Origin of the sequence: Arthrobacter sp. ISL-28 (assembly GCF_018613875.1) — a bacterium.
Classification (GTDB): Bacteria; Actinomycetota; Actinomycetes; order Actinomycetales; family Micrococcaceae; genus Arthrobacter.
This window is the reverse complement of the sequence record NZ_JAGGPJ010000016.1, coordinates 98,912-119,695: the sequence shown is the minus strand read 5'-3', so window position 1 is coordinate 119,695 and position 20,784 is coordinate 98,912. Positions and strand designations below refer to the sequence as shown.

Sequence of the window (20,784 nt, the reverse complement as noted above, 5' to 3'; positions counted from 1 at the left end):
TTGAAGAATCCAACCTGAGACGAGGGTCACATGCCTTTCATCGATCTGAACAGCGACGTCGGAGAATCCTTCGGCAACTGGACCATGGGCGACGACGCAGCAGTGTTCCGGTACGTCTCCAGTGCCAACGTGGCGTGCGGCTTCCACGCCGGCGATCCCAGCACGATTGCCCGGACGTGCCGCGACGCGGTGGCCGCCGGCGTGACCATAGGCGCACACGTGGGCTACCGGGATCTCGCCGGTTTCGGCCGTCGCTTTCTGGACTGCTCCGCAACGGAACTGGCGGACGACATTCTGTACCAGCTCGGCGCCCTGCAGGCCCTGGCCCACGTTGCCGGTTCCGAGATCAAATACGTCAAGCCCCATGGCGCGCTCTACAACGCCATCGTGCACCACGAGGTCCACGCGCAGGCTGTGGTGGACGCAGTGCACGCCTTCAGCCCCGGATTTCCCCTGCTGCTCCTGCCGGGCTCTCTGGCCCTGCAAAAAGCTGAGGCACGCGGCCTCCGCGGCCTCTCCGAAGCGTTCGCGGACCGCGCCTACAATCCCGACGGCACGCTCGTGTCCCGCCGCGAGGAAGGTGCCGTGCTGCACGACCATGCGGCCATCACCGAGAACATGGTCCGGCTGGCCACCGAGCGCAAAATCGTCGCCCGCGACGGTTCAGTACTGGACGTCCGGGCAGACAGCATCTGCGTGCACGGCGACACTGCAGGGTCTGTGGCCATGGCGGCCGCCGTCCGGGCCGGACTCGAAAGCGCCGGAGTAACCGTGCGGAGCTTTGCATGAGCATCACCGGCATCCGCTGGGCCGGGCCCCGCGCTGTGCTCGTTGAGCTGACCGACCTCGCCTCCGTGCTGGCCCTGCATCACCGGCTGCAGGCCGAGCCCCTTCCGGGACAGCTCGACGCCGTTGCTGCAGCCGCCACCGTGCTGGTGAAGTTCGCCTCTCGAGCCCACACCAGAAGCGCCCGCGAGACAATCCCGCACCTCGACGTTGACGTGCGGCAAGAGGCCGCCGGCCGTGAAGTCACCATTGAGGTGATGTACGACGGCGAGGATCTCGCAGAGGTGGGCAGGCTGTCCGGGTTGGGTGCCGACGGCGTCGTTGCGGCGCACACAGGGCAGTTGTGGACCGGGGCGTTCGGCGGTTTTGCCCCAGGCTTCACATACATGGTGGGTGAAAACGACTCACTGGACGTTCCTCGCCGCAGCTCTCCCCGGACCGTTGTACCCGCCGGATCGGTGGCCCTGGGCGGGGCATTTTCCGCCGTTTACCCCCGGCAGTCGCCGGGCGGCTGGCAACTCATCGGACGGACTGCTGCCGTCATGTGGGATCTCGAGCGGGAATCTCCTGCCTTGGTTCGCCCAGGGGACAATGTCCGCTACGTCGCCGTGCGGGAATCGCTTTCGCTCCGGAACAGCAGCACCAGAGGACAGACCCCCACAGAGCACGCCCCCGGCGCCGCCCACCCCGCCGACGCAGCCGGCGCATCCGGGCTGGCCGTCGTGGCTGCAGGGCTTCAGTCCCTCGTGCAGGATCTCGGGAGGCCCGGCTTCGGTGACCTTGGTGTTTCCTCATCCGGAGCTGCTGACCAGAGGTCGGCGCGTCAGGCCAATCGGCTCGTGGGAAATGAGCCAGGTGCCGCCGTCGTCGAAAACCTTCTGGGCGGGTTGGCCGTGTCCGCCCGCGGAGACCAGGTGATGGCCGTGGCCGGCGCGCCGGCCGGACTCGAGATCCGCGATTCCGCCCAGGCGCTCCTGCGGCGGCCAGCCATGTGCGCCCCCTTTGCCCTGCTCGACGGTGAAATCCTGAGTGTGGGGTCCCCGTCCGCAGGGCTGCGGAGTTATCTCGCGGTGCGTGGCGGCGTGGACGTGCCTCCGGTGCTCGGCAGCCGTTCCAGCGATTCAATGTCGGGAATAGGGCCTGCCCCGCTGACCGCCGGAACCTTCCTGCCAGTGGCCCGGGTGGCCGGAGTCAGGCCGGTAGGTGTCCCTGAGGCAGCCACACTCAACAGCGGACCGTCGGCCGCCGTGTTTCGCGTGACGCTGGGCCCCCGCGACGACTGGTTCCCCCCGGAGGCCCTTAACGTCCTGACCAGCCAGGACTGGCTGGTCACAGAACAGTCCAACCGGATCGGTGTGCGCCTCGCGCCTGCGGACAGCAGTTCTAGTGAGGCGGGCCGGCCTCTGGAGCGCAGCCGCGAGGGCGAGTTGCCCAGCGAGGGCGCCGTTGCGGGCGCCTTGCAGGTGCCGCCGAACGGGCATCCGGTCCTGTTCCTGGCCGACCACCCGGTGACGGGTGGCTATCCGGTGATCGCCGTCGTCGTGCCTGAGGACCTTCCGGACGCGGCGCAACTGCCCCCAGGACACCGCGTGCGGTTCTCCATCGTGGATCCCGAAACCCTGAACCCTCTTGATCGTTACAGTCCCCGAGTGTCAGCCGTGAGCGGCACCGTTTCCGAAGGAACCCAGCCATGAAAAAAGTCCTGATTGCCAATCGCGGCGAGATCGCGGTGCGCATCGCCCGCGCGTGCTCCGACGCAGGGCTGCAGTCCGTGGCCGTGTACTCCGACCCCGACGCTGACGCCCAGCATGTCCGGATCGCGGACGAGGCCTACGCACTGGGCGGAACGTCCGGGGGCGAGACCTATCTCGACATCGCCAAGCTGCTCGAGGTGGCCCGCCGTGCCGGTGCCGACGCCGTCCACCCCGGCTACGGATTCCTCTCCGAGAACGCCGACTTTGCCGAGGCCGTGATTGACGCCGGCCTGACCTGGATCGGCCCTTCCGCGCAGTCCATCCGGGATCTGGGCAACAAGGTGACAGCGCGGGACATCGCCGTCCGCGCCGGAGCCCCGCTGGTGCCGGGCTCCGATGGTCCAGTGGCAAACGCCGAGGAAGTGCTGGCGTTCGCCCGGGAATACGGCATGCCCGTGGCCATCAAGGCCGCTTTCGGCGGAGGCGGCCGGGGACTGAAAGTGGCCCGGCGGCTCGAGGACGTGGAAGACGCGTTCGAGTCGGCCGTTCGAGAGTCCACGGTGGCGTTTGGCCGCGGTGAGTGCTTCGTGGAACGATTCCTGGACCAGCCGCGGCACGTGGAGGCCCAGGTTATTGCCGACACCCATGGCAACGTGGTGGTTCTCGGCACCCGGGACTGCTCGCTGCAGCGCCGCAACCAAAAGCTCGTCGAGGAAGCACCGGCTCCGTTCCTCACGCCGGCGCAGCGCTCCCTGATCCACGAGTCGGCCAAAGCCATCTGCCGGGAGGCCGACTACCACGGGGCCGGGACGGTCGAGTTCCTCGTGGGCAAGGACGGGATCATCTCCTTCCTGGAGGTCAACACCCGCCTGCAGGTGGAGCATCCCGTGACGGAAGAGACGTCCGGAGTGGACCTGGTCCGTGAGCAGTTCCGGATTGCTTCCGGGGAAGTTCTGACGCTGACCTCGGACCCTGAACCCAGGGGCCACGCCATCGAGTTCCGGCTCAACGCCGAGGACCCCGCGCGGGGCTTCCTCCCCGGGCCCGGCACCGTCGAAGTCTTTGAAGCCCCCACCGGCCCCGGCATCCGCGTTGACTCCGGCGTCCGTTCCGGGTCCGTGGTACCGGGCGAGTACGACTCCCTGCTGGCCAAGCTGATCGTCCACGGCGAGGACAGGCCGCAGGCCCTCCGCCGGGCCAGGGCCGCGCTGGACGAGATGCGGATCCAGGGGCTGCCCACTGTCCTGCCGTTCCACCGTGCCGTGATCCGCCACCCGGCGTTCACAGCGGAGGGCGGGCTGGGCGTCCACACCACGTGGATTGAGAATGAGTTTGCCGAACCCCTTGCCGCGTCGCCGGAAATTGCGCGCAGCGCACCGGGTGCCGCCCGGAACACCTTCACGGTGGAACTGGACGGCAAGGCCGTGCAGCTGGGTCTTCCCGCCCGGCTTTATGAAGCCCTGATGAGCGGCGGGGGAGGATCCGCCGGTCACCACCTGACTGATGCAGAAGAAGAGGACGACGCCGACCTCGCCTCGCCGATGTCCGGCTCACTCGTGAAGTGGCTCGCCGAGTCCGGTGACACCGTAAAGGCCGGACAGCCCATCGCCGTGCTCGAGGCGATGAAGATGGAAACCGTCGTGCCCGCCCACCGTAGCGGCACGCTGACGCGGGGCCAGCAGGAGCCGGGAACCGCCGTCGGACGTGGAGAGGTCTTGGCGAGCATCGGCTAGGCCGGCGAGCATCGGGTAGAAGGGGCAATCTTTAGATAGATTGGAACGATGCCGATGAACGCTGCACTCCAAGGATTCGCCGAGGGCGGCCACGCCACCCACGCCCACACAGGCGCCTGGGTTGCAGGAGTGCTGCGTTCGCGCATCTCCGCCGGGCAACTGCCGCCGGGGACCAAGCTGTCCGAGCAGAAGCTGTCGGAAGCGCTTGGCGTCTCCCGGAACACCCTGCGCGAGGCCTTTACGGTCCTTGCGGGCGAGTCCGTGGTGCAGCGCATCCCGAACCGGGGCGTTTATGTTGCCGCACCCGGTGCCGAGGACGTCCGGGAAATTTACCGCGTGCGGCGGCTGATCGAGCCCGCCGCCGTCCTGTGGGGTGAGGCCTCCGCCGAGACGCTGGACAGCTTCGATGCCATCATCGCCAAGGCTCGGGAGGCGAAGGCCGCCGGGTCGGTGCAGGGCATGGCGGATGCCAACCAGGAGTTGCACAAGGCTCTGGTGGCCCTCTCCGGGAGTGCCTCACTGCAGGAGCTGATGGAAAAGGTCCTGGCCGAAATGCGCCTGGTGTTCCATGCCATGGCCACCACACCGGACTTCCACAGCCATTACGTGGACCGGAACATAGCATTGGTGGCGCAGATCCGGGCCGGGAAGCGCGAGGAGGCGGCCGCCGAGCTTCGCCGGTACCTTGACGAGGCTGAGCACGAACTACTGGTGCACATTGGCGCCATTCCCGCCGAGCCTGCCGGGCACACAAAGCCCGCCGTTCCCGCCGGGCCCGGAGTCGGCGCGACGTAGGCGCTTCTTACGGCACCAGGTACGAGCTGTCCCTGGCATCAGTGATGAGCATGTGTCCCGGGGCATGTCCGATGGCCAGCGCGGGGCGGGACTCCATGACGGCGGCCTGCGGAGTGACGCCGCACGCCCAGAACACGGGGATGTGGCCGGCCGGGATGTCGACCGGGTCGCCGAAGTCGGGCCGGGACAGATCCGGAATCCCCAGTTCCGCCGGGTTCCCTATATGCACGGGGGCGCCGTGCACGGCCGGGTACCGGGAGGTGACGCGGACAGCGTCGGCCACCTGTGACGCGGGAATGGGGCGCATGGAGACGACGAGGGGCCCGGCCATGGCGCCTGCCGGTTCGCAGCGCACCGAGGTGCTGTACATCGGCACGTTCACTCCCTGGTCGATGTGCGCGACCCTGATGCCGTTCTCCTGCAGTGCGGCTTCGAACGTGAAGCTGCAGCCCACGATGAATGTCACCAGATCATCGCGCCAGTAGCGGCTGATGTCGGTTGGTTCGTCCACCTTCACTCCGTTTTCGTAAATGACGTACCTGGGCACATCGGTGCGCACGTCGCCGCCGGCGAGCAGGGCGCCGGTGGTTTCACCGGCGTCGAGCACTCCGAGGATGGGGCACGGCTTCGGGTTCCGCTGCGCAAACAGCAGGACGTCGAACGCCTGCGCTTTGGGCACTATGATCAGGTTCGCTTGGGCATAGCCGGCGCTCCACCCGGAGGTTGGCGTCACGAGCCCGGCGCGGAACAGCGCGCGTGCCTCGGCCGGCGAGAGTGTTGCGGGATTCGTTTCCATGAGTCCATCCAGGGGAGTGGGGGATTGGCGTCACAAAGGGGTGTCATGGATCACTTTACAGACTGTTGAACAATCCGTGCAAGATATTGTTCAACAATAAGCTGGATGATGTAGCCCGGTGAGTCACGGGAATGGCTGCATGTGCTCATATTCAGCTGCCATCGGCTATTTTGGAAGGCATGAAGAAACTCACCACTGCCTTGCTCGCTGCCGGGCTCCTTGCCTCCGCTTCGGCCTGCGCCTCGCCGAAGCTGACCACGGCAGAAACCTGTGATCGGATCAACGTGGTTGTTTCGAGCCCCACGGGCAGCATGGGCAAGACCGGAATGACCAAGCTTGCCAACGCCATCCGTCCCATCGAGGCAGTATCCTCCGACGACCTGAAGCCTGCACTGCAGGCAATCCTGAACTACGCGGATGAGTCCGTGAAAGAGCACCCAGACTCCACAAAACTCGAGGGCCTGAAGGCCGACTACCAGAACGCGGGCCAGACGTACAGCAAGTTCTGCAACCCGTCCTAGCCACACAAGGGGACCGGAGCGATCCGGTCCCCTTTCGCTTGTCTTCACGTACTTGGTAAGAACCCGGCGCCTGTTAAGAACGCGGCGCTGCGGTGCTGTTGCGGACGATGAGCCGAGGGGGCAGCATTTCGGAGCGTCGCGGCAGTGAGGCGTCGGCCATGCGCTCGACCAGCAGTTCGGCGGCGCGGATGCCGACTTCCCGGCTGACAGGGTCAACCGTAGTCAGTGAAAGGTGCCGGATGCCGGCGAGATAGGTGTTGTCGTATCCGACGAGTGAGACCTGGTCCGGAACGTTGACGGCCCGCTCGTCAGCAGCGGACAGCGCCCCGACCGCGAGGATGTCGTTCGCGGCGAAGACGGCGGTGGGCGGCCGCCCGCTGTCGAGGAGCCCGTTCATGGCCTCGAAGCCCGAGTGCTCGGTCAGGTCGGTGGTCGCCACGCGGATGTAATCCTGGAGGCCGTGGCGGGCCATGGTGTCCGCATATGATTGGGCGCGCAGGGCGGCCGACCCGGTGGGCGCGCTGAGGTAGGCGATGTCGCGGTGTCCGAGGTCGATGAGGTGTTCGACTGCCAGGCGTGCGCCGGTTGCATCATCGTTGGTGATGAGGTCCGAGGCCGGGAGGTCGAATCCGCGGGTTCCAACCACCACTGCCGGAGTATGCGTTGCGGCGCGCGCCAAGTCTTCGTCGAGCTGGATGTCTCCGGCGATGACGATGCCGTCGACGCGCAGTTCCATGAACGGGGACACCGGGCTTTCGCCGGGCCGGGCGAGGTACCGGGGGTCGCCGAGGACCATGCGCAGATTTTCTTCGCGGAATATGGTCTGCAGCCCGTCGAGCAGCTCCACGAACCACGGGTTCGCCAGGTCATCAAGCAGCACTCCCACGATGCGTGTCCGCCCGCTGGCAAGCGACCGTGCCGCGTTGCTGGGCCTGTAGTCGAGTGCGGCCATGGCTTCTGCCACTGCCTGTTTCTTCTGGTCGCTGACCTTGGGGGAGCCTTGCAGGACAAGGGAGACCAGCGCACGGGAGACGCCTGCTTCCCGCGCCACATCAACAATGGTCGGGCGCTTCCCCGGTCCCTGCTGCTTCAATGCACTCCCCACATCGGCCATTACCTGCGGGCAAGCGTATCGCGGAAGGGGCGGCCTTCCGCCGTCGTCCCTTCCGCGGTACGTGAAGCAGGCCCGGCTACTGGCGGGCGGGCTCCACCGTCTCGCCCGCGGCCGGCCGGGGCACGATGATGGGCAGGGCGCCGGTACGGAAGTGCACCTCAAGTTCCTCCAGCGACTGCCCCTTCGTCTCCGGCACAAACTTTGCGACGAAGGCCAGGGAGGCGATGTTGACCAGCACAAACACGGCGAAGGTTCCGGTCGACCCCAACGAGACAACGAGGATCGGGAACAGGAAGGAGATTGCCGCGTTCACGGTCCACAGGGCGAAGACTGCGATGCCCATGGCGAAGCCACGGATGGCCATCGGGAAGATCTCCGAAAGGAGCAGCCAGACGCAGGTCCCGATGAAGCACTGCACGAAGGCGACAAAGAGCATCATCGCGGCCAGGATCGTGTAACTGACCGCGTCCGACTGGGGAAGCATGAAGACGACGGCGAGGAGCGCCTGGGAGGCGACGACTCCGGAGAAGCCGATCATGAGCATCCGGCGGCGTCCGATGAAACCAAGCAGCCAGATGCCCACGACGGTCATGAGCACGGAGGTCACACCCACGGCAATGGTGGCCACGAGGGATGCGCTCACGCCGAGCCCGCTGCGTTCGAGGATGCTGGGCGCGTAGTAGTTGACGGTGTTGATGCCGGTTGCCTGCTGGACCACGGCGAGTCCGATGCCTATCCAGAGCAGCTTGCGCATCCAGGGGTTGTTTTTCAGGTCCCTCCACGCATGGGAGCGTTCCTCTCGGGCGGTCTTGGCCGATGCCACGATTTCCTCGTACTCAAAGTCGGCTTCTTCCGGGCTGCGGCTGAAGTCCAGGATGCGGCGGCTATCTGCAAAGCGGTCGCGGATCGCGAACCAGCGTGGGGATTCTGGCAGCGCGAGCATGCCGATCAGGAGGGCTATGGCGGGGACGGAGGCCACGCCCAGCATGATGCGCCACACGTTCGTATCGTGAATGAGGGTGTCGAGCAGCGCGTTGATGGCAAAGGCGAGCATCTGTCCTGTGACGATCATCAGCTCGTTGATCGTGACCATGCGGCCGCGAAGGTGCGCCGGCGCCATTTCCGCCAGGTACAGGGGGCAGGTCACTGCGGCGGCGCCCACGCCCAGGCCGAGGACCACGCGGGCGACGACCATAAAGCCGACATTGGGCGCGATGGCGCAGCCGAGGGCGCCAACCAGGAAGAGCAGCGCGCAGACAAGGAGAGTGCCGCGGCGTCCGAGTGTATCGGCGAGCCGTCCTCCGCTCAGAGCGCCGACGGCGGCGCCGGGGAACAGAAGGGCGCTGACCACTGTCGCTTCCTCAACGGGGCTCATGTTCAGCGAGTCCTGCATATAGAGCAGGGCACCGGAGATTACCCCGGTGTCGTAGCCGAACAAAAGTCCGCCGAGTGTGGAGATGACGGTAAGACGGGCGAGATAGCCGCGGTGTTTGGAGCCCGATGCGGGCTGGCGTGCTGCTTGCAACGACATTGTTGAATCCTTGGTTCGGTCGGCCAAACTGCTGGGGCCATCGGAAAGGGACAGGGGAATTGGTGGTGCAGGTCACGTACAGACCAGATTAGAGCGCTCTAATAGCGATCGTCAAGACTATGTACTGACATATGGTCAAAGATTTAAGCTCCCCAGACGCCCCCTTCGGAATGCCGAACTCGGGTGGGCAGGGCGGCTTGGGCGTAACGTGCGGGTAATTAGCGCATGGAAAGTTTGCATAATTCGCGTTTCTGGGTAATCTTCCCATTTAGGTGAGCCTAACCTTGGCTCTCCGAGTCGAGGTGCACTGCTGCATGACCGCGACCTTTACGGGCCTCCGGGAGACCCATAACGGTCAACGTCCCGTGGCCGGGCCCCTCAAAAGTGACCGGCCCGGTGACAGTTCGTACCGGGGCGGCGGCGCCTTTGGACGCGACAGCGCAGTCGCACCCATCTCTTAGGCTGTCCGCAACACTGCAGTTCCTCTCCCCAACACCGCTAACTAAGGATTTACGATGCTCCGTGCCACCCTGGCCTTCCTGGCCGCACCTCTTGCCCTCGCTGCACTCACCGGATGTGGCGGTCAGGCCACCGCAAAGGATGATGCGTTTGCCGTTCCGGCCGGCGTTCAGAAACAGTACGAAGTGCTTGCCGATGAGATTGCAGAAAAGGGCAAAACAGTCGAGTCCGGGGAATGGACCGTCAACCTGATCACTGAGGCCGCCGAACCATGGTTCGACAAGCACGGCGCCCATTTCCGTGCGCCGAAGGCGGGCGAAACCCATCACATCGAGATCATTCCGACCGAGACCTCGACCGGCCGGATTGTCCCTAACGTGCCGATCACGCTCGAGGTGCTCGACGCTCAGGACAAGGTCGTGCAAGAGCTGGAGCTGAACTTCTACTACTCGACCTTCTACCACTACGCCAACAACTTCTCGGTGCCCGAGGCCGGGACCTACACTCTGCGCGCCACCCTCGGTGTCCCGGCGTTCAATCGCCACGGCGAGGAGTCCGAAACACCCGCCCTGGCTAAAGGCACGACGGTCGAGTTCAAAGACGTCGAGCTGACCAAGGAATAAAGGCCTAACTTCCTCGAGGATCATGATGACTCCTTCCACGCCATCTTCGCGCTTCAGTGCTCAGCGCCGCATGCCAGCGGCCATTTGCACTTGTGCCACACCGCCCGGGTCGGTGAACAGCCGCTGCCGTGCCGCCTTCGCATCACCAGTCATCCCGCTGGGGCAGCATGAAGCTGACAGGTCCCCGCGATGATGGGCGTGGCACCGGCCCGGCCACAGGCAGAGTCGGCCTGCCCGCCTGCCTCGATGACGCCCCGCCAGAGGCAACGGCTGGCCTTGCTCGGGATACTGTGCACGGCGGGATGGCTGGCTTCGGTGCTCGTGGGGCATTATGTGGACTGCGGGCCTGAACTCCACCGGATCGGGCTTGCCGTTCATATCCTGGCTCTGGTGCTGTCCTTTGGCACCATCCTCGTGGTCGACTGGCTGGGATTGCTGTGGCTGCTGGGCAAGGTGGAGATGCACGCGTCCGGGAAGCTTGAGGCCGCTGCTAAGCCGCTGATCTGGGGCGGCCTGGCCCTGCTGCTGGTTTCCGGTGCACTGATCGATCCCGATCTGACCAGCCTGGTCACTGTGGTCAAACTCGCTTCCGTCCTGATACTGATGCTGAACGGCCTCAGCATCGCACCGGCCATGCACCGGCTGCTTGCGCTCCCGCCCCGCACGCGCTTCACCGAGCTGACACGCAGACTGCGTCTTCGGCTCATGGTTGCACTCACTGTTTCCCAGGCCTGCTGGTGGACAGCTGTGCTCGTCGGCCTCTTCAACAGCACGCTGCGTCGCTGGGCCGGTGCTTGAGCGGCGCCGGAAGGGAACGGTGGCAGGTCACGACTTTGCCACTTGCGAGCTCCGATGCCATCTGCGCAGATCCCTGCCACCACAGGGATTCAGCGGAAGCAGCTACCGACTCCGGTTCCTTGACGGCGGGCACCACGCCCACACTGCTGCTGGGCGACCATGCGGTTACGTCTCCACCCCCGGGCAGCTCCTTGCAGCAACCTTTGCCCGTTCCGATCAAGCAGAGCGCCAGCCCTGTCAGTAAAAGTTAGGCCAGTTCCCATGCCCACAAACACCGCCCGGGTGACGCGTTGACAGCGCAGCCCGATCTCGCCCGGGTCGCCTTCGCCGAACTCGCCCGCTACGGCGACCGCCCAGCAGTACTCACCTCAGATGGAGTCCTGACGTACCGGGAGCTTGCCTTGCGCGTCGACGACCTTGCCGCCCGCCTGGGGACCGGGCGCCGGCTGGTGGTGCTGGCGGCGCGCAACGACGTGGACTCGCTCGTCGGTTATCTCGCGGCCCTTTCTGCGGGCCATGTGCTATTGCTGGCTCCGGCGGACAAGCCCGAGGCCCTGGCGTCCCTGGTGGGCGCCTACGATCCGGACGTGCTGCTGCGCCCCGGCGACGGCGGGCCCCTGCTTGAGGAGCGGCGTACCGGGTCCCGGCATAAGCTGCATCCCGAGCTGGCGCTGCTTTTGAGCACCTCGGGTTCGACCGGCTCCCCGAAACTGGTGCGGCTCTCGCACACAAACCTGACCGCCAACGCCGAGGCCATTGCCGAGTACCTGCACATCGGACCCGACGACCGCGCTGCCACCACGCTGCCCCTCCACTATTGCTACGGCCTGTCGGTGGTGAACAGCCACCTGATCCGCGGGGCAGGGCTGGTACTCACCGACCTTTCGGTGGTGGACCCCTGTTTCTGGGATCTGTTCCGGGAACGGGAGGCGACCTCCTTCGCTGCCGTTCCCTACACCTTCGACCTCCTGGAACGGGTGGGTTTCGTGGAGACGGATCTGCCGCACCTGCGCTACGTCACCCAGGCGGGCGGGAGGCTGGCGCCGGAGAAAGTCCGTTGCTGGGCGGAGACCGGGCAGCGCCGAGGCTGGGATCTGTTCGTCATGTATGGGGCAACGGAGGCAACGGCACGCATGGCCTACCTGCCACCGGATCTGGCCGCCGACCACCCTGAAACCATCGGCCTGCCGGTGCCGGGCGGGACCTTCCGTATAGACCCTGTGGAGGACCTGACTGACGGGGAGCTGGTCTACAGTGGCCCCAACGTTATGCTCGGCTATGCTGAGCGCCCGGAGGACCTCGCGCTGGGCCGGGAAGTCCACGAACTGCGTACTGGTGACCTCGCCCGCCGGCACCCGAACGGACTGTACGAGGTCGTCGGACGCCGCAGCCGGTTCGTAAAAATCGTAGGCCTGCGCGTGGACCTCGGACAGGTAGAGCGGATCTTCGCCGACATGGGGATCACTGCGGCCGCCGCCGGTTCCGATGACGGCCTTGTGGTTGCCGTCGAGGGCGACCACGACGCCGGAATGCTCGCCAAGGTCCTGTCCGGCACCGTCGGGTTGCCCCGCGCCGCCGTCGCGGTGCATGCTGTCGAGTCCCTCCCGCGCCTGGCCACCGGCAAGCTGGACTACCCTGCGGTCCTCAGGCTTGCCGTGTCTCATTCCGCCGCTGCTCCCGCGGTCTCCGACGCGCCTGCAACGGAGGGCCCGGCCGACATCCGGCGCATCTTCGCAGAGGTCCTGGAATGTTCCCATGTCGGCGACAACGACACGTTTGTATCCCTGGACGGCGATTCCCTGTCCTATGTGGGGGTCTCCGTGCGGCTGGAACAGGCCCTGGGACAGCTGCCACCAGATTGGCACCTCATACCCGTGAAGGAGCTGGAACGGCGCCGGCGGCCCAAGCGGCTTCGCCTCGTGTCATTCCTGGAGACTTCCATTGTGCTCCGGGCGGCCGCCATTGTGTGCATTGTGGCCACGCACGTCGAACTCATCACCTTCCAAGTCGCCCACCTGCTCTTCGTAGTTGCGGGCTACAACTTCGCGCGGTTCCAGCTTGCCGACAAGAGAGCCCCACGGCTGCGCCGCCAGCTCCGCGGTGTGGCACGCATAGCAGTGCCCTCCATGGCGTTCATCGCGATCGCCTACCTGCTCACAGACCACTACACCATCGCCAACATCTTCCTGCTCAACGCCATGCTGGGGCCTGAGGAGCTGACGACCCAGTGGCACTTCTGGTTCGTGGAAATGCTCGTGTACGTCCTCCTGGCCGTGACAGCGCTCATGGCCGTGCCTTGGGCCGAGCGCTGTGAACGACGTGCACCCTTCTGCTTCGCCCTTGGCCTGGTTGCCATCGCCCTGCTGAGCCGCTACGACATTGTGGACCCCGGTCTGCCCAAGCCTGCGCCGGTGTTTTGGCTCTTCGCGTTGGGTTGGGCACTCGCCCGCGCCCGCACGGGCCTCCAGCGCTGGACGGTCTCAATCATCACGTTGCTGATCGTGCCGGGTTTCTTCCACAACACGATGCGGGAGGCGGTCGTGGCCGGCGGCATCCTGCTTCTTGTGTGGGTGCCGGCACTGCCGGTTCCCGCGGCGCTGCGCCGGGTAACCGGCTGGCTGGCCGCAGCTTCACTGTACATCTACCTCACCCACTGGCTGGTCTACCCCGTACTGCTTCCGATCAATCCGTTCCTGGCTGTGGAGGGTTCCCTCGTGCTCGGGATCGCTTACTGGAGCCTGTGCCGATGCCTGCCCGCCACAGCAGCAAGCAAAAAGGCCGGACGATACATCAAGTCGTTGCTCCGCTCACCGGACAGCCGTTCACAGAACCGGCCTCCACACTCCAAAAATGACCGTTATGGAGCTGGGTGTGTTTCAGAATGTTGCAGTCCAGCATGGCCTGACCAAAATCCCCTCCACTGCGGGCCTTCGATGCCCTGGCTGGGGCAGGACAAGATGCCCGTGACGACCATTCCGGGACCGACGCGTTGCTCGAGGAGTTGGCGCGTGCGTGCGTTCCGCCGCTGAACTTGTCCCCGGCGACCAGGGAGCGGGCGGTTGCGGAGCCCTGGTTCAAGGAAATGCCCCAGCCTCGGGCAAAACCTGGGTCTACACCAACCCGGAGCCCCGGACTTACATCCGGGCCGCCGTACCAGGGGACCGGATCATGGCCAACGTAGTTCATCAGGGTTGGAATCGTTGCCACCCCGTCTACGCTGCGTGGTCCAAGTCCGACCCGCCCGCCGCACGCAAGGAAGTCATTGAACTCCTTGCAGGACTGTACTCCTGAACGGCGGCTGTACACCTGAACGGCCCTAGCCCCGGAGCGCTCCGAGTCCGGAAATCAGCGCCTCGAGCCCAAGGCTGAACGCGACATCCGCCGGACGTTCATGGCCCTGCTCCGCCAGGCTGCGCACGGCGGCGGTGAAACTCGGCGTCGCTTCTGCCATGGAGCCGGGATCGAAGATGTCCGGCGGTGCGGTGACGTCGTAGGCCGAGCCGAAAATGAATGATTCCAGTGCCACGATGGACGAGACAATCCGCTCCTCCGGGAAGCCGGCCTTCCGGAACCCCGCGCTCACGGCCTCGTACATCGCCAGTGTTTGCGGGGCATCCGTTACCGGGAGCACGGCAATGACAGGAATCAGCGGGGTGTGCCGCGAAAACACATCACGGTAGCTCCGCGCCCACTTCCGCACGGCCTCCTCCCACGGCTCCATGCCGAACGCCGAGACGTCCACCAGGGCGGCAAGGTGGTCCTCCACCAAGAGCAGCACGTCGCGTTTGGATTTCACATGGTTATACAGGGCCGACGGCGCCACATCCAGCAAGCGGGCCAGCGCGGCCATGGTGAGGCCGTCGTAGCCCTTCTTTTCAATGAGCTGCAGCGCACCGGCAGTGATGCCGGCCTTGTCCAGGACCCCGCCCACGGGGCGGCCCGCCCGACGCCGCCCGTTCTCGGTTTTCGGCGCCCGTCGGGGAGTGCTTCCCAAGGCGGTGCCTCCCAAGGATGCGCTTCCCGGGGCGTCGGGTGATGCCGGCATTGCTGGCCTTTCGTGAGGCGGTTTCTCACACAGTATTCCATCAGCCTCTTCCGGTACTTCCGAAGAGCGGCTATAGTCTCTCATAAATGAATAGCATTCATTTAGTGGTTCGCATCACTCGGGCGACCACAGAGAGAGGACATCATGCTGAATCTTGACCGCGACGTCGTGATCGTGGGCGCCGGCCCCTCCGGGCTCACTGCTGCCCGCGAACTGAAGAAAGCCGGCCTCACCGTCGCCGTGCTGGAGGCCCGCGACCGTGTGGGCGGGCGCACCTGGACCGACACTGTTGACGGTGCCATGCTGGAAATCGGCGGCCAGTGGGTCTCGCCGGACCAGACCGTTTTGCTGGCCCTGCTCGAGGAACTTGGGCTGAAGACCTATTCCCGTTACCGGCAGGGCGAGTCTGTCTACATCGGCTCAGACGGCACCCCCATCCGCTATACGGGTGACTCCTTTCCTGTCAGCGCCAGCACCGGCGCGGAAATGGACAAGCTCATCGGACTCCTCGACGCGCTGGCCGCCGAGATCGGCCCCACCGAACCGTGGGCCCATCCGAAGGCCCGCGAGCTGGATACCATTTCCTTCCACCACTGGCTCCGCCAGCACTCCCAGGACGAGGAAGCCTGCAACAACATCGGCCTCTTCATTGCCGGCGGCATGCTCACCAAGCCCGCCCACGCCTTCTCCGCACTCCAGGCAGTGCTCATGGCCGCGTCCGCCGGGTCCTTCACCCACCTCACCGACGAGGACTTCATCCTGGACAAGCGGGTTGTCGGCGGGATGCAACAGGTATCCCTGCTGCAGGCAGCGGAAGTGGGGGACGACGTCGTCCTTAACAGCCCCGTGCGGGCCATCAGCTGGCAGGAAAAGACCGATGGCAGTCACCACGTCACCGCTGTTTCCGAGCGGGCCACCGTGAACGCACGCTTCGTGATCATGGCCGTGCCGCCCAACCTGTACTCGCGTGTCTCCTTCACCCCGCCGCTTCCGCGCCGCCAGCACCAGATGCACCAGCACCAGTCGCTGGGCCTCGTGGTCAAGGTCCACGCCGTCTACAGCACGCCGTTCTGGCGCGAGGCCGGCCTCTCCGGCACCGGGTTCGGCGCCGGTTCCCTCGTCCAGGAGGTCTACGACAATACCAACTACGGCGACACCCGGGGCACCCTCGTGGGCTTCGTCTCGGACGAAAAGGCTGACGCCATCTTCGAGCTGAGTGCTGAAGACCGCAGGCGAGCCGTCCTGGAATCCATCGCCGGCTTCCTGGGGGAGAAGGCGCTGGAACCGGAGGTCTACTACGAGTCCGACTGGGGCTCAGAGGAGTGGACCCGCGGCGCCTACGCCTCCAGCTACGACCTCGGGGGACTGCACCGCTACGGCAAGGACCAGCACGCGCCGGTAGGCCCCATCTACTGGTGCTCCTCCGACCTTGCCGCCGAGGGCTACCAGCACGTGGACGGCGCCATCCGCATGGGCCAGGCGACCGCCGCGCTCATCGCCGCAACAGCAGGCGCAACCGAAGCGGCCGGTACCCAAGCGTTGGGCCAGGCCGAGCTTGCCGACGCCGAGCCGGGCCGGGCCGATTTGGCCGGGGCCACGGCCGGCGTCGGCTGACCATGCCGGCGCCTAACCCATTCAACGACGAATGAACTCCCGGAGAGGCAATCCCATGAGTACTACCAAAGCCGCGTCCACTCAGGAAACGCATAAAACACTCAGTGAAAAGGGCCTGAAGGCCGGTTCCGTGGGGCTGATCGGCGCCGTGGTGATCGGGGTGTCCTGCATCGCCCCGGCGTACACACTCACCGCGGCCCTCGGCCCTACGGTGTCCGAGGTGGGCGTCCACCTGCCGGCGATCTTCCTGGTGGGGTTCATCCCCATGCTGCTGGTGGCGCTCGGATACCGCGAACTCAACAATGCAATGCCCGACGCCGGAACCTCCTTCACGTGGGCAACGCGCGCCTTTGGTCCGTGGATCGGGTGGATGGGCGGCTGGGGGCTCATCGCGGCTACGATCATTGTGCTGTCGAACCTCGCCGCGGTCGCCGTGGATTTCTTTTACCTGATGCTGTCGCAGCTCTTCGGCAACCCCGAACTCGCGGAGCTGACCGCCAACCTGCCGCTGAACATCGCCACCACCCTGGTGTTCATTGCCCTGGCCTGCTGGATTTCCTACCGGGGCATGGAAACCACCAAGGGCGTCCAGTATGTCCTTGTTGGCTTCCAGGTGCTGGTGCTCGGCTGGTTTGCCGTGTCCGCGTTCCTGCACGTGGCCAACGGTTCCGCCTTCGATGCCACCGCCATCGCCCCGGACTGGTTCAACCCGTTCGCCGTGGACTCCTTCTCCTCCTTTGCGGCCGGCGTTTCGCTCTCGATCTTCATCTACTGGGGCTGGGACGTGACGCTGACAATGAACGAGGAGACCCGCAACCCGGAGAAGACGCCGGGCCGCGCGGCAACCGTAACGGTCGTGGTGATCATGGCCATCTATATGACTGCCGCGCTCGCCACCCTCTCCTTCGCCGGCGTGGGCGAGACCGGACTGGGTGCCGGAAACCCCGAGAATCAGTCCAGCATCTTCGCCGTCCTCGCCGGACCTGTCATGGGGCCGTTCGCCATCCTGATGTCCTTGGCCATTTTGAGCAGCTCGGCGGCCTCGCTGCAGTCGACGTTCGTCTCGCCGGCGCGGACGCTGCTGGCCATGGGGCACTACAAGGCGCTGCCGACCAAGTTCGGCCGGGTCAGCCCGGCCTTCAAGTCCCCGAGCTACGCCACGATTGCTGCCGCCGTTGCCGCCGCGGGGTTCTACGTAATTACGCGGACCACCTCGGAGAATGCCCTCTGGGACACGATCACGGCGCTGGGCATGATGATCTGCTTCTACTACGGCATCACGGCGCTGGCCTGCGTCTGGTTCTTCCGGGCCGTGGCCTTCAGCAACGTCCGGGCGTTTTTCCTGGCGTTCCTCGCTCCACTGCTGGGCGGTGTCATCCTGCTCGTCATGTTCGTCAAGACCGCCTTCGACTCCATGGATCCGGAGTACGGCTCGGGCTCATCCGTGGGCGGGGTGGGCATGGTGTTCATCCTGGGCATGGGCGTGGTCCTGCTCGGCTTTGTGATCATGCTGGTGATGGCCAGGATCCGGCCGGAATTCTTCCGGGGTCAGGTGCTGGCACCCGGCCGGTGAAGCCAATGATGCCGCGAGTGGCGCCGGCCGGGTGGAAAGTAAGCACACTTATCAATAGGCTGGTGCGAGCGGAACATTCCCGTATCGAACAGGGCACACTGAACAGAGCGAGGCCCCGAGGTGGTCCTGCTGCATGTCGACTCTGACTCCGCGGAGTACTGGACGAGCCCCGGTGGCACCGCCGCCACGGTGCTGCAGTGGGTCAAATCCAAGGTCACCCACAGCCACATGAGCGTCGGCGAAAGCGGGACGGTCGAGTTATAACAGCAACGCGGGGTCAGATTGCGCCTTTTCGGATCTCCGATAGGGCGCGAACTGACCCCGCGCTGCTGTTGTTGCTGCTCTCAGACGACTGCCGGAGTTTTCACCTTGAGCGGCTCGATCTTGCCCATGACGAACAGATAGTTGGCGGCGCCGACTAGCGAGATTGCGCCGATGACGGCCAGCGGCGCCACGAAAGATCCGGTCTGGTCCACAAGCACGCCGATCAGGACCGGCGTGAAGATGCCGGCGAGGTTGGATGCAAAGTTCTGCAGGCCGCCGATGGAGCCCACATGCCGCGAGCTGGGCGCGACATCGGCCGGCAGTGACCAGATGCCGGTGGCGGCAACGGTGAGGCTTGAGTAGGCCACGGACAACAGGGCGAGGGCCATCCATGCTTCAGGAACCAGCGCGGCGAACATGATGACGGAACCGCCGGCCAGGCCACCGGCGATGGCCGTCTTGCGGACCTTGGTGACAGACATGCCGTTCCGGACTGCACGGTCAGCCAGGTACCCGCCGAGCCAGCCGAAAAGGACTGCGCAGATGCCGGGGATCGCCCCGAACATGCCGAGCTTGAGGAGGTCGAAGCCGCGTTCCTTGACGAGGTAGCTCGGGAAGAAGGTGATGAAGAAGTAGATCGCGCTGTTCAGGCAGAAGAAGCCGAACATCATGCTGAGGATGGTGCGGTATTTGAAGAGTGAACGCCACGGCAGCTTAGCTGCATTGGCATCGTCGCTGCCCTCACCGCGGGCACCGCCTTCCTCGATGTAGGTCACCTCGGCGGCATTGGCGCCGCGGTGTTCCTGCGGGCTGCGGTACACCTTCCACCACACGGCGGCCCAAATGATGCCGGCAATGCCGATGATGATGAAGACCGCGTGCCAGGACGTGAGGGCCACGATCAGGGTGACGACCGGAAGTGCGATCACGGCGCCGACGCGCGAGCCTGAGTCCCAGATGCTGGTGGCGAAGGCCCGTTCCTGGATCGGGAACCAGGTTGCCACGACCTTTGCGGCGGTGCTGGGCGCCGGGCTCTCGCCCACGCCGAGAAGGAACCTCGCGGCGAAGAGTGACCAGAAGTTGGTCGCGGCAGCGGTCGCCAGCGTGAAGACGGACCACCAGAGGGCGGCCAGCGAGAATGAACGGCGGGGTCCAACCTTATCCACGTACCAGCCCGCCGCGAGCTGGCAGAAGTCGTAGGCCCAGAAGAAGGCGGCGAAGATCAGGCCCTGCTGGGTGGCGGTGAGTTCAAAATCCTTGCCCATGAAGGGAAGTGCGACGCTCAGGCTGGAGCGGTCAAGGTAGTTGATGCTGAGCCCGATGAACGCGAGCCAGATGATGACCCAGCGCTTCCGGGTCATCATGCGGGGTTGTGTGGGGGATGACTTGGTGGCGGTCTTGCTTCCGAGCGCAGTCATGCGGTCTCCTTCGACGTGAACATGGCTTCGGGTGCTGTGGGCACCGGCGGGAGGAAAGACGCCGAAGATGTCGGCGCCAAAATCATATAGGAATCTGGTTAATCATATAGATAAAGTGATCTGGATCAAGTCCTATGTCAAAAAAGTCCCGCGAGTCACCTGCGGCAGCCTTTGGCTTATGATTCCCGAAGCGACTTCCGCCAGTACTGAACCAAGAGGTAAACGCGTGCCCCCACGTCAGCCGTCCGATACATCCCGCAGCAAGGCAGCCGTCCCCGACGTCTATTCGTCCATGCGTGCCTCCATCCTGAAGGGTGAAATTGCGCCTGGGGCGCGGATCAACATCGATGCGGTGGCCCGCAGCCTTGGCGTGTCCCAGACCCCGGTCCGGGAAGTCCTGCAGCGCCTCGAGGGCGACAACCTCGTGGTTTACAGTCCCGGCCGCGGGTACAGCACCACCCCGCTGCTGGACCTGGCGGGGCTGCGCTCGCTGTTTGAGTTCCGGCTGCTGGTGGAGCCCTGGGCGGCGCGCGCCGCGGCCGTGGACCGGCTGGCCAATCCCGCCGCGGCCCTCGAGAAGGAGCTGGCCGGATTCCGGGACACCATGAAGGTTACCAAGGACCTGCGCCAGGATCTGGTGGCGCACGACACCCGCTTCCACGACGCCGTCCTGGCCGCCTCGGGGAACCCGGTGGTGCGCCATGCCTTTGCCCAGACCCACTGCCACCTCCATACCTTCCGGCTGTACCCGGCCGACGTCGACGGGGCCATCACGGTGGCCGAGCATTCGGCTGTCCGGGCTGCCATCGAGGCCTGTGAGCCGGAGCAGGCCGAGGCCGCCATGACCAGCCACATCCGCAACTCCTTTGACCGCTTCGCCCAGGCCTTTGAGGGGCACGCCGAGCTGGCCCCGCTCGAGGACAGCGGCCCGCCCCGGAAGCGGATTATCCGATAAGCGTCAGTCAAGAAAAGCCCCGGCCCGCCGCCGGGGCTTTTTCATGCCCGGAGCCCGACACCTTT

Annotated in this window: 17 protein-coding genes and 1 pseudogene; 13 read left to right on the top strand and 5 right to left on the bottom strand. The window is 65.5% G+C overall.

The features are described from left to right. Positions 1-30 precede the first annotated feature (30 nt). Genes J7E80_RS13535 through J7E80_RS13520 form a run of 4 tightly spaced genes read left to right on the top strand, consistent with a single transcriptional unit; the run spans position 31 to position 5,008 of the window. Positions 31-789 (top strand): LamB/YcsF family protein, encoded by a 759-nt coding sequence (locus J7E80_RS13535; protein ID WP_215052349.1) that lies wholly within the window; start codon positions 31-33, stop codon positions 787-789. Further along, positions 786-2,480 (top strand): 5-oxoprolinase/urea amidolyase family protein, encoded by a 1,695-nt coding sequence (locus J7E80_RS13530; RefSeq protein ID WP_215052347.1) that lies wholly within the window; start codon positions 786-788, stop codon positions 2,478-2,480. The genes J7E80_RS13535 and J7E80_RS13530 overlap by 4 nt, the downstream gene beginning before the upstream one ends. Then, a complete protein-coding gene (locus tag J7E80_RS13525; protein WP_215052345.1) occupies positions 2,477-4,213 on the top strand; it encodes a biotin carboxylase N-terminal domain-containing protein in 1,737 nt (578 codons plus the stop codon). The genes J7E80_RS13530 and J7E80_RS13525 overlap by 4 nt, the downstream gene beginning before the upstream one ends. A 48-nt stretch (positions 4,214-4,261) precedes the next feature. Then, positions 4,262-5,008 (top strand): GntR family transcriptional regulator, encoded by a 747-nt coding sequence (locus J7E80_RS13520; RefSeq protein ID WP_251036847.1) that lies wholly within the window; start codon positions 4,262-4,264, stop codon positions 5,006-5,008. A gap of 7 nt (positions 5,009-5,015) precedes the next feature. On the opposite strand, the gene J7E80_RS13515 is transcribed toward J7E80_RS13520, so the two are convergent. Then, entirely contained in the window at positions 5,016-5,804 is a 789-nt protein-coding gene (locus J7E80_RS13515) for a putative hydro-lyase (protein ID WP_215052343.1), read from the bottom strand. Between the two features lie 179 nt (positions 5,805-5,983). Between J7E80_RS13515 and J7E80_RS13510 the strand changes: the two genes are divergently transcribed. Further along, entirely contained in the window at positions 5,984-6,325 is a 342-nt protein-coding gene (locus tag J7E80_RS13510; RefSeq protein WP_215052341.1) for a hypothetical protein, read from the top strand. Between the two features lie 73 nt (positions 6,326-6,398). Here the strand turns inward: J7E80_RS13510 and J7E80_RS13505 are convergent, their stop codons facing one another. Continuing rightward, the gene (locus tag J7E80_RS13505) at positions 6,399-7,418 is read right to left on the bottom strand and encodes a LacI family DNA-binding transcriptional regulator (protein ID WP_215052340.1); all 1,020 of its coding nucleotides are present in this window, start codon (positions 7,416-7,418) and stop codon (positions 6,399-6,401) included. 97 nt (positions 7,419-7,515) lie between these two features. Continuing rightward, a complete protein-coding gene (locus J7E80_RS13500) occupies positions 7,516-8,970 on the bottom strand; it encodes a sugar porter family MFS transporter (RefSeq protein ID WP_215052338.1) in 1,455 nt (484 codons plus the stop codon). A 515-nt stretch (positions 8,971-9,485) separates the two neighbouring features. Here J7E80_RS13500 and J7E80_RS13495 point away from each other — a divergent pair. From J7E80_RS13495 to J7E80_RS13480, 4 genes are all read left to right on the top strand, one after another. Beyond that, on the top strand, positions 9,486-10,052 hold the full coding sequence (locus J7E80_RS13495) for a hypothetical protein (protein ID WP_215052336.1): 567 nt from the start codon (positions 9,486-9,488) through the stop codon (positions 10,050-10,052). A gap of 246 nt (positions 10,053-10,298) precedes the next feature. Beyond that, the gene (locus tag J7E80_RS13490; RefSeq protein WP_215052334.1) at positions 10,299-10,850 is read left to right on the top strand and encodes a hypothetical protein; all 552 of its coding nucleotides are present in this window, start codon (positions 10,299-10,301) and stop codon (positions 10,848-10,850) included. 290 nt (positions 10,851-11,140) lie between these two features. Further along, the gene (locus J7E80_RS13485) at positions 11,141-13,879 is read left to right on the top strand and encodes an AMP-binding protein (RefSeq protein WP_215052332.1); all 2,739 of its coding nucleotides are present in this window, start codon (positions 11,141-11,143) and stop codon (positions 13,877-13,879) included. Continuing rightward, on the top strand, positions 13,863-14,141 hold the full coding sequence (locus J7E80_RS13480) for a hypothetical protein (protein WP_215052330.1): 279 nt from the start codon (positions 13,863-13,865) through the stop codon (positions 14,139-14,141). The genes J7E80_RS13485 and J7E80_RS13480 overlap by 17 nt, the downstream gene beginning before the upstream one ends. 25 nt (positions 14,142-14,166) lie before the next feature. On the opposite strand, the gene J7E80_RS13475 is transcribed toward J7E80_RS13480, so the two are convergent. Then, on the bottom strand, positions 14,167-14,895 hold the full coding sequence (locus J7E80_RS13475; protein ID WP_251036846.1) for a TetR/AcrR family transcriptional regulator: 729 nt from the start codon (positions 14,893-14,895) through the stop codon (positions 14,167-14,169). 144 nt (positions 14,896-15,039) lie between these two features. On the opposite strand from J7E80_RS13475, the gene J7E80_RS13470 reads away from it, so the two are divergent. The 3 genes and pseudogenes from J7E80_RS13470 to J7E80_RS13460 form a co-directional block, all read left to right on the top strand. Further along, positions 15,040-16,509, top strand: a complete 1,470-nt coding sequence (locus J7E80_RS13470; protein ID WP_251036845.1) for an NAD(P)/FAD-dependent oxidoreductase — start codon at positions 15,040-15,042, stop codon at positions 16,507-16,509. 55 nt (positions 16,510-16,564) lie between these two features. Beyond that, on the top strand, positions 16,565-18,082 hold the full coding sequence (locus J7E80_RS13465) for an APC family permease (protein WP_215052328.1): 1,518 nt from the start codon (positions 16,565-16,567) through the stop codon (positions 18,080-18,082). Positions 18,083-18,196: 114 nt separating this feature from the next. Continuing rightward, positions 18,197-18,346 (top strand): annotated as a pseudogene (locus J7E80_RS13460) (pyridoxamine 5'-phosphate oxidase family protein); the annotation flags it as partial. An 80-nt stretch (positions 18,347-18,426) separates the two neighbouring features. Here the strand turns inward: J7E80_RS13460 and J7E80_RS13455 are convergent. Further along, positions 18,427-19,764: an MFS transporter gene (locus tag J7E80_RS13455; RefSeq protein WP_215052326.1), complete on the bottom strand. Its 1,338-nt coding sequence runs from the start codon at positions 19,762-19,764 to the stop codon at positions 18,427-18,429. Between the two features lie 226 nt (positions 19,765-19,990). Here J7E80_RS13455 and J7E80_RS13450 point away from each other — a divergent pair, with 226 nt between their 5' ends. Next, on the top strand, positions 19,991-20,719 hold the full coding sequence (locus J7E80_RS13450; protein ID WP_311380832.1) for a GntR family transcriptional regulator: 729 nt from the start codon (positions 19,991-19,993) through the stop codon (positions 20,717-20,719). The last annotated feature ends 65 nt before the right edge of the window (positions 20,720-20,784 follow it).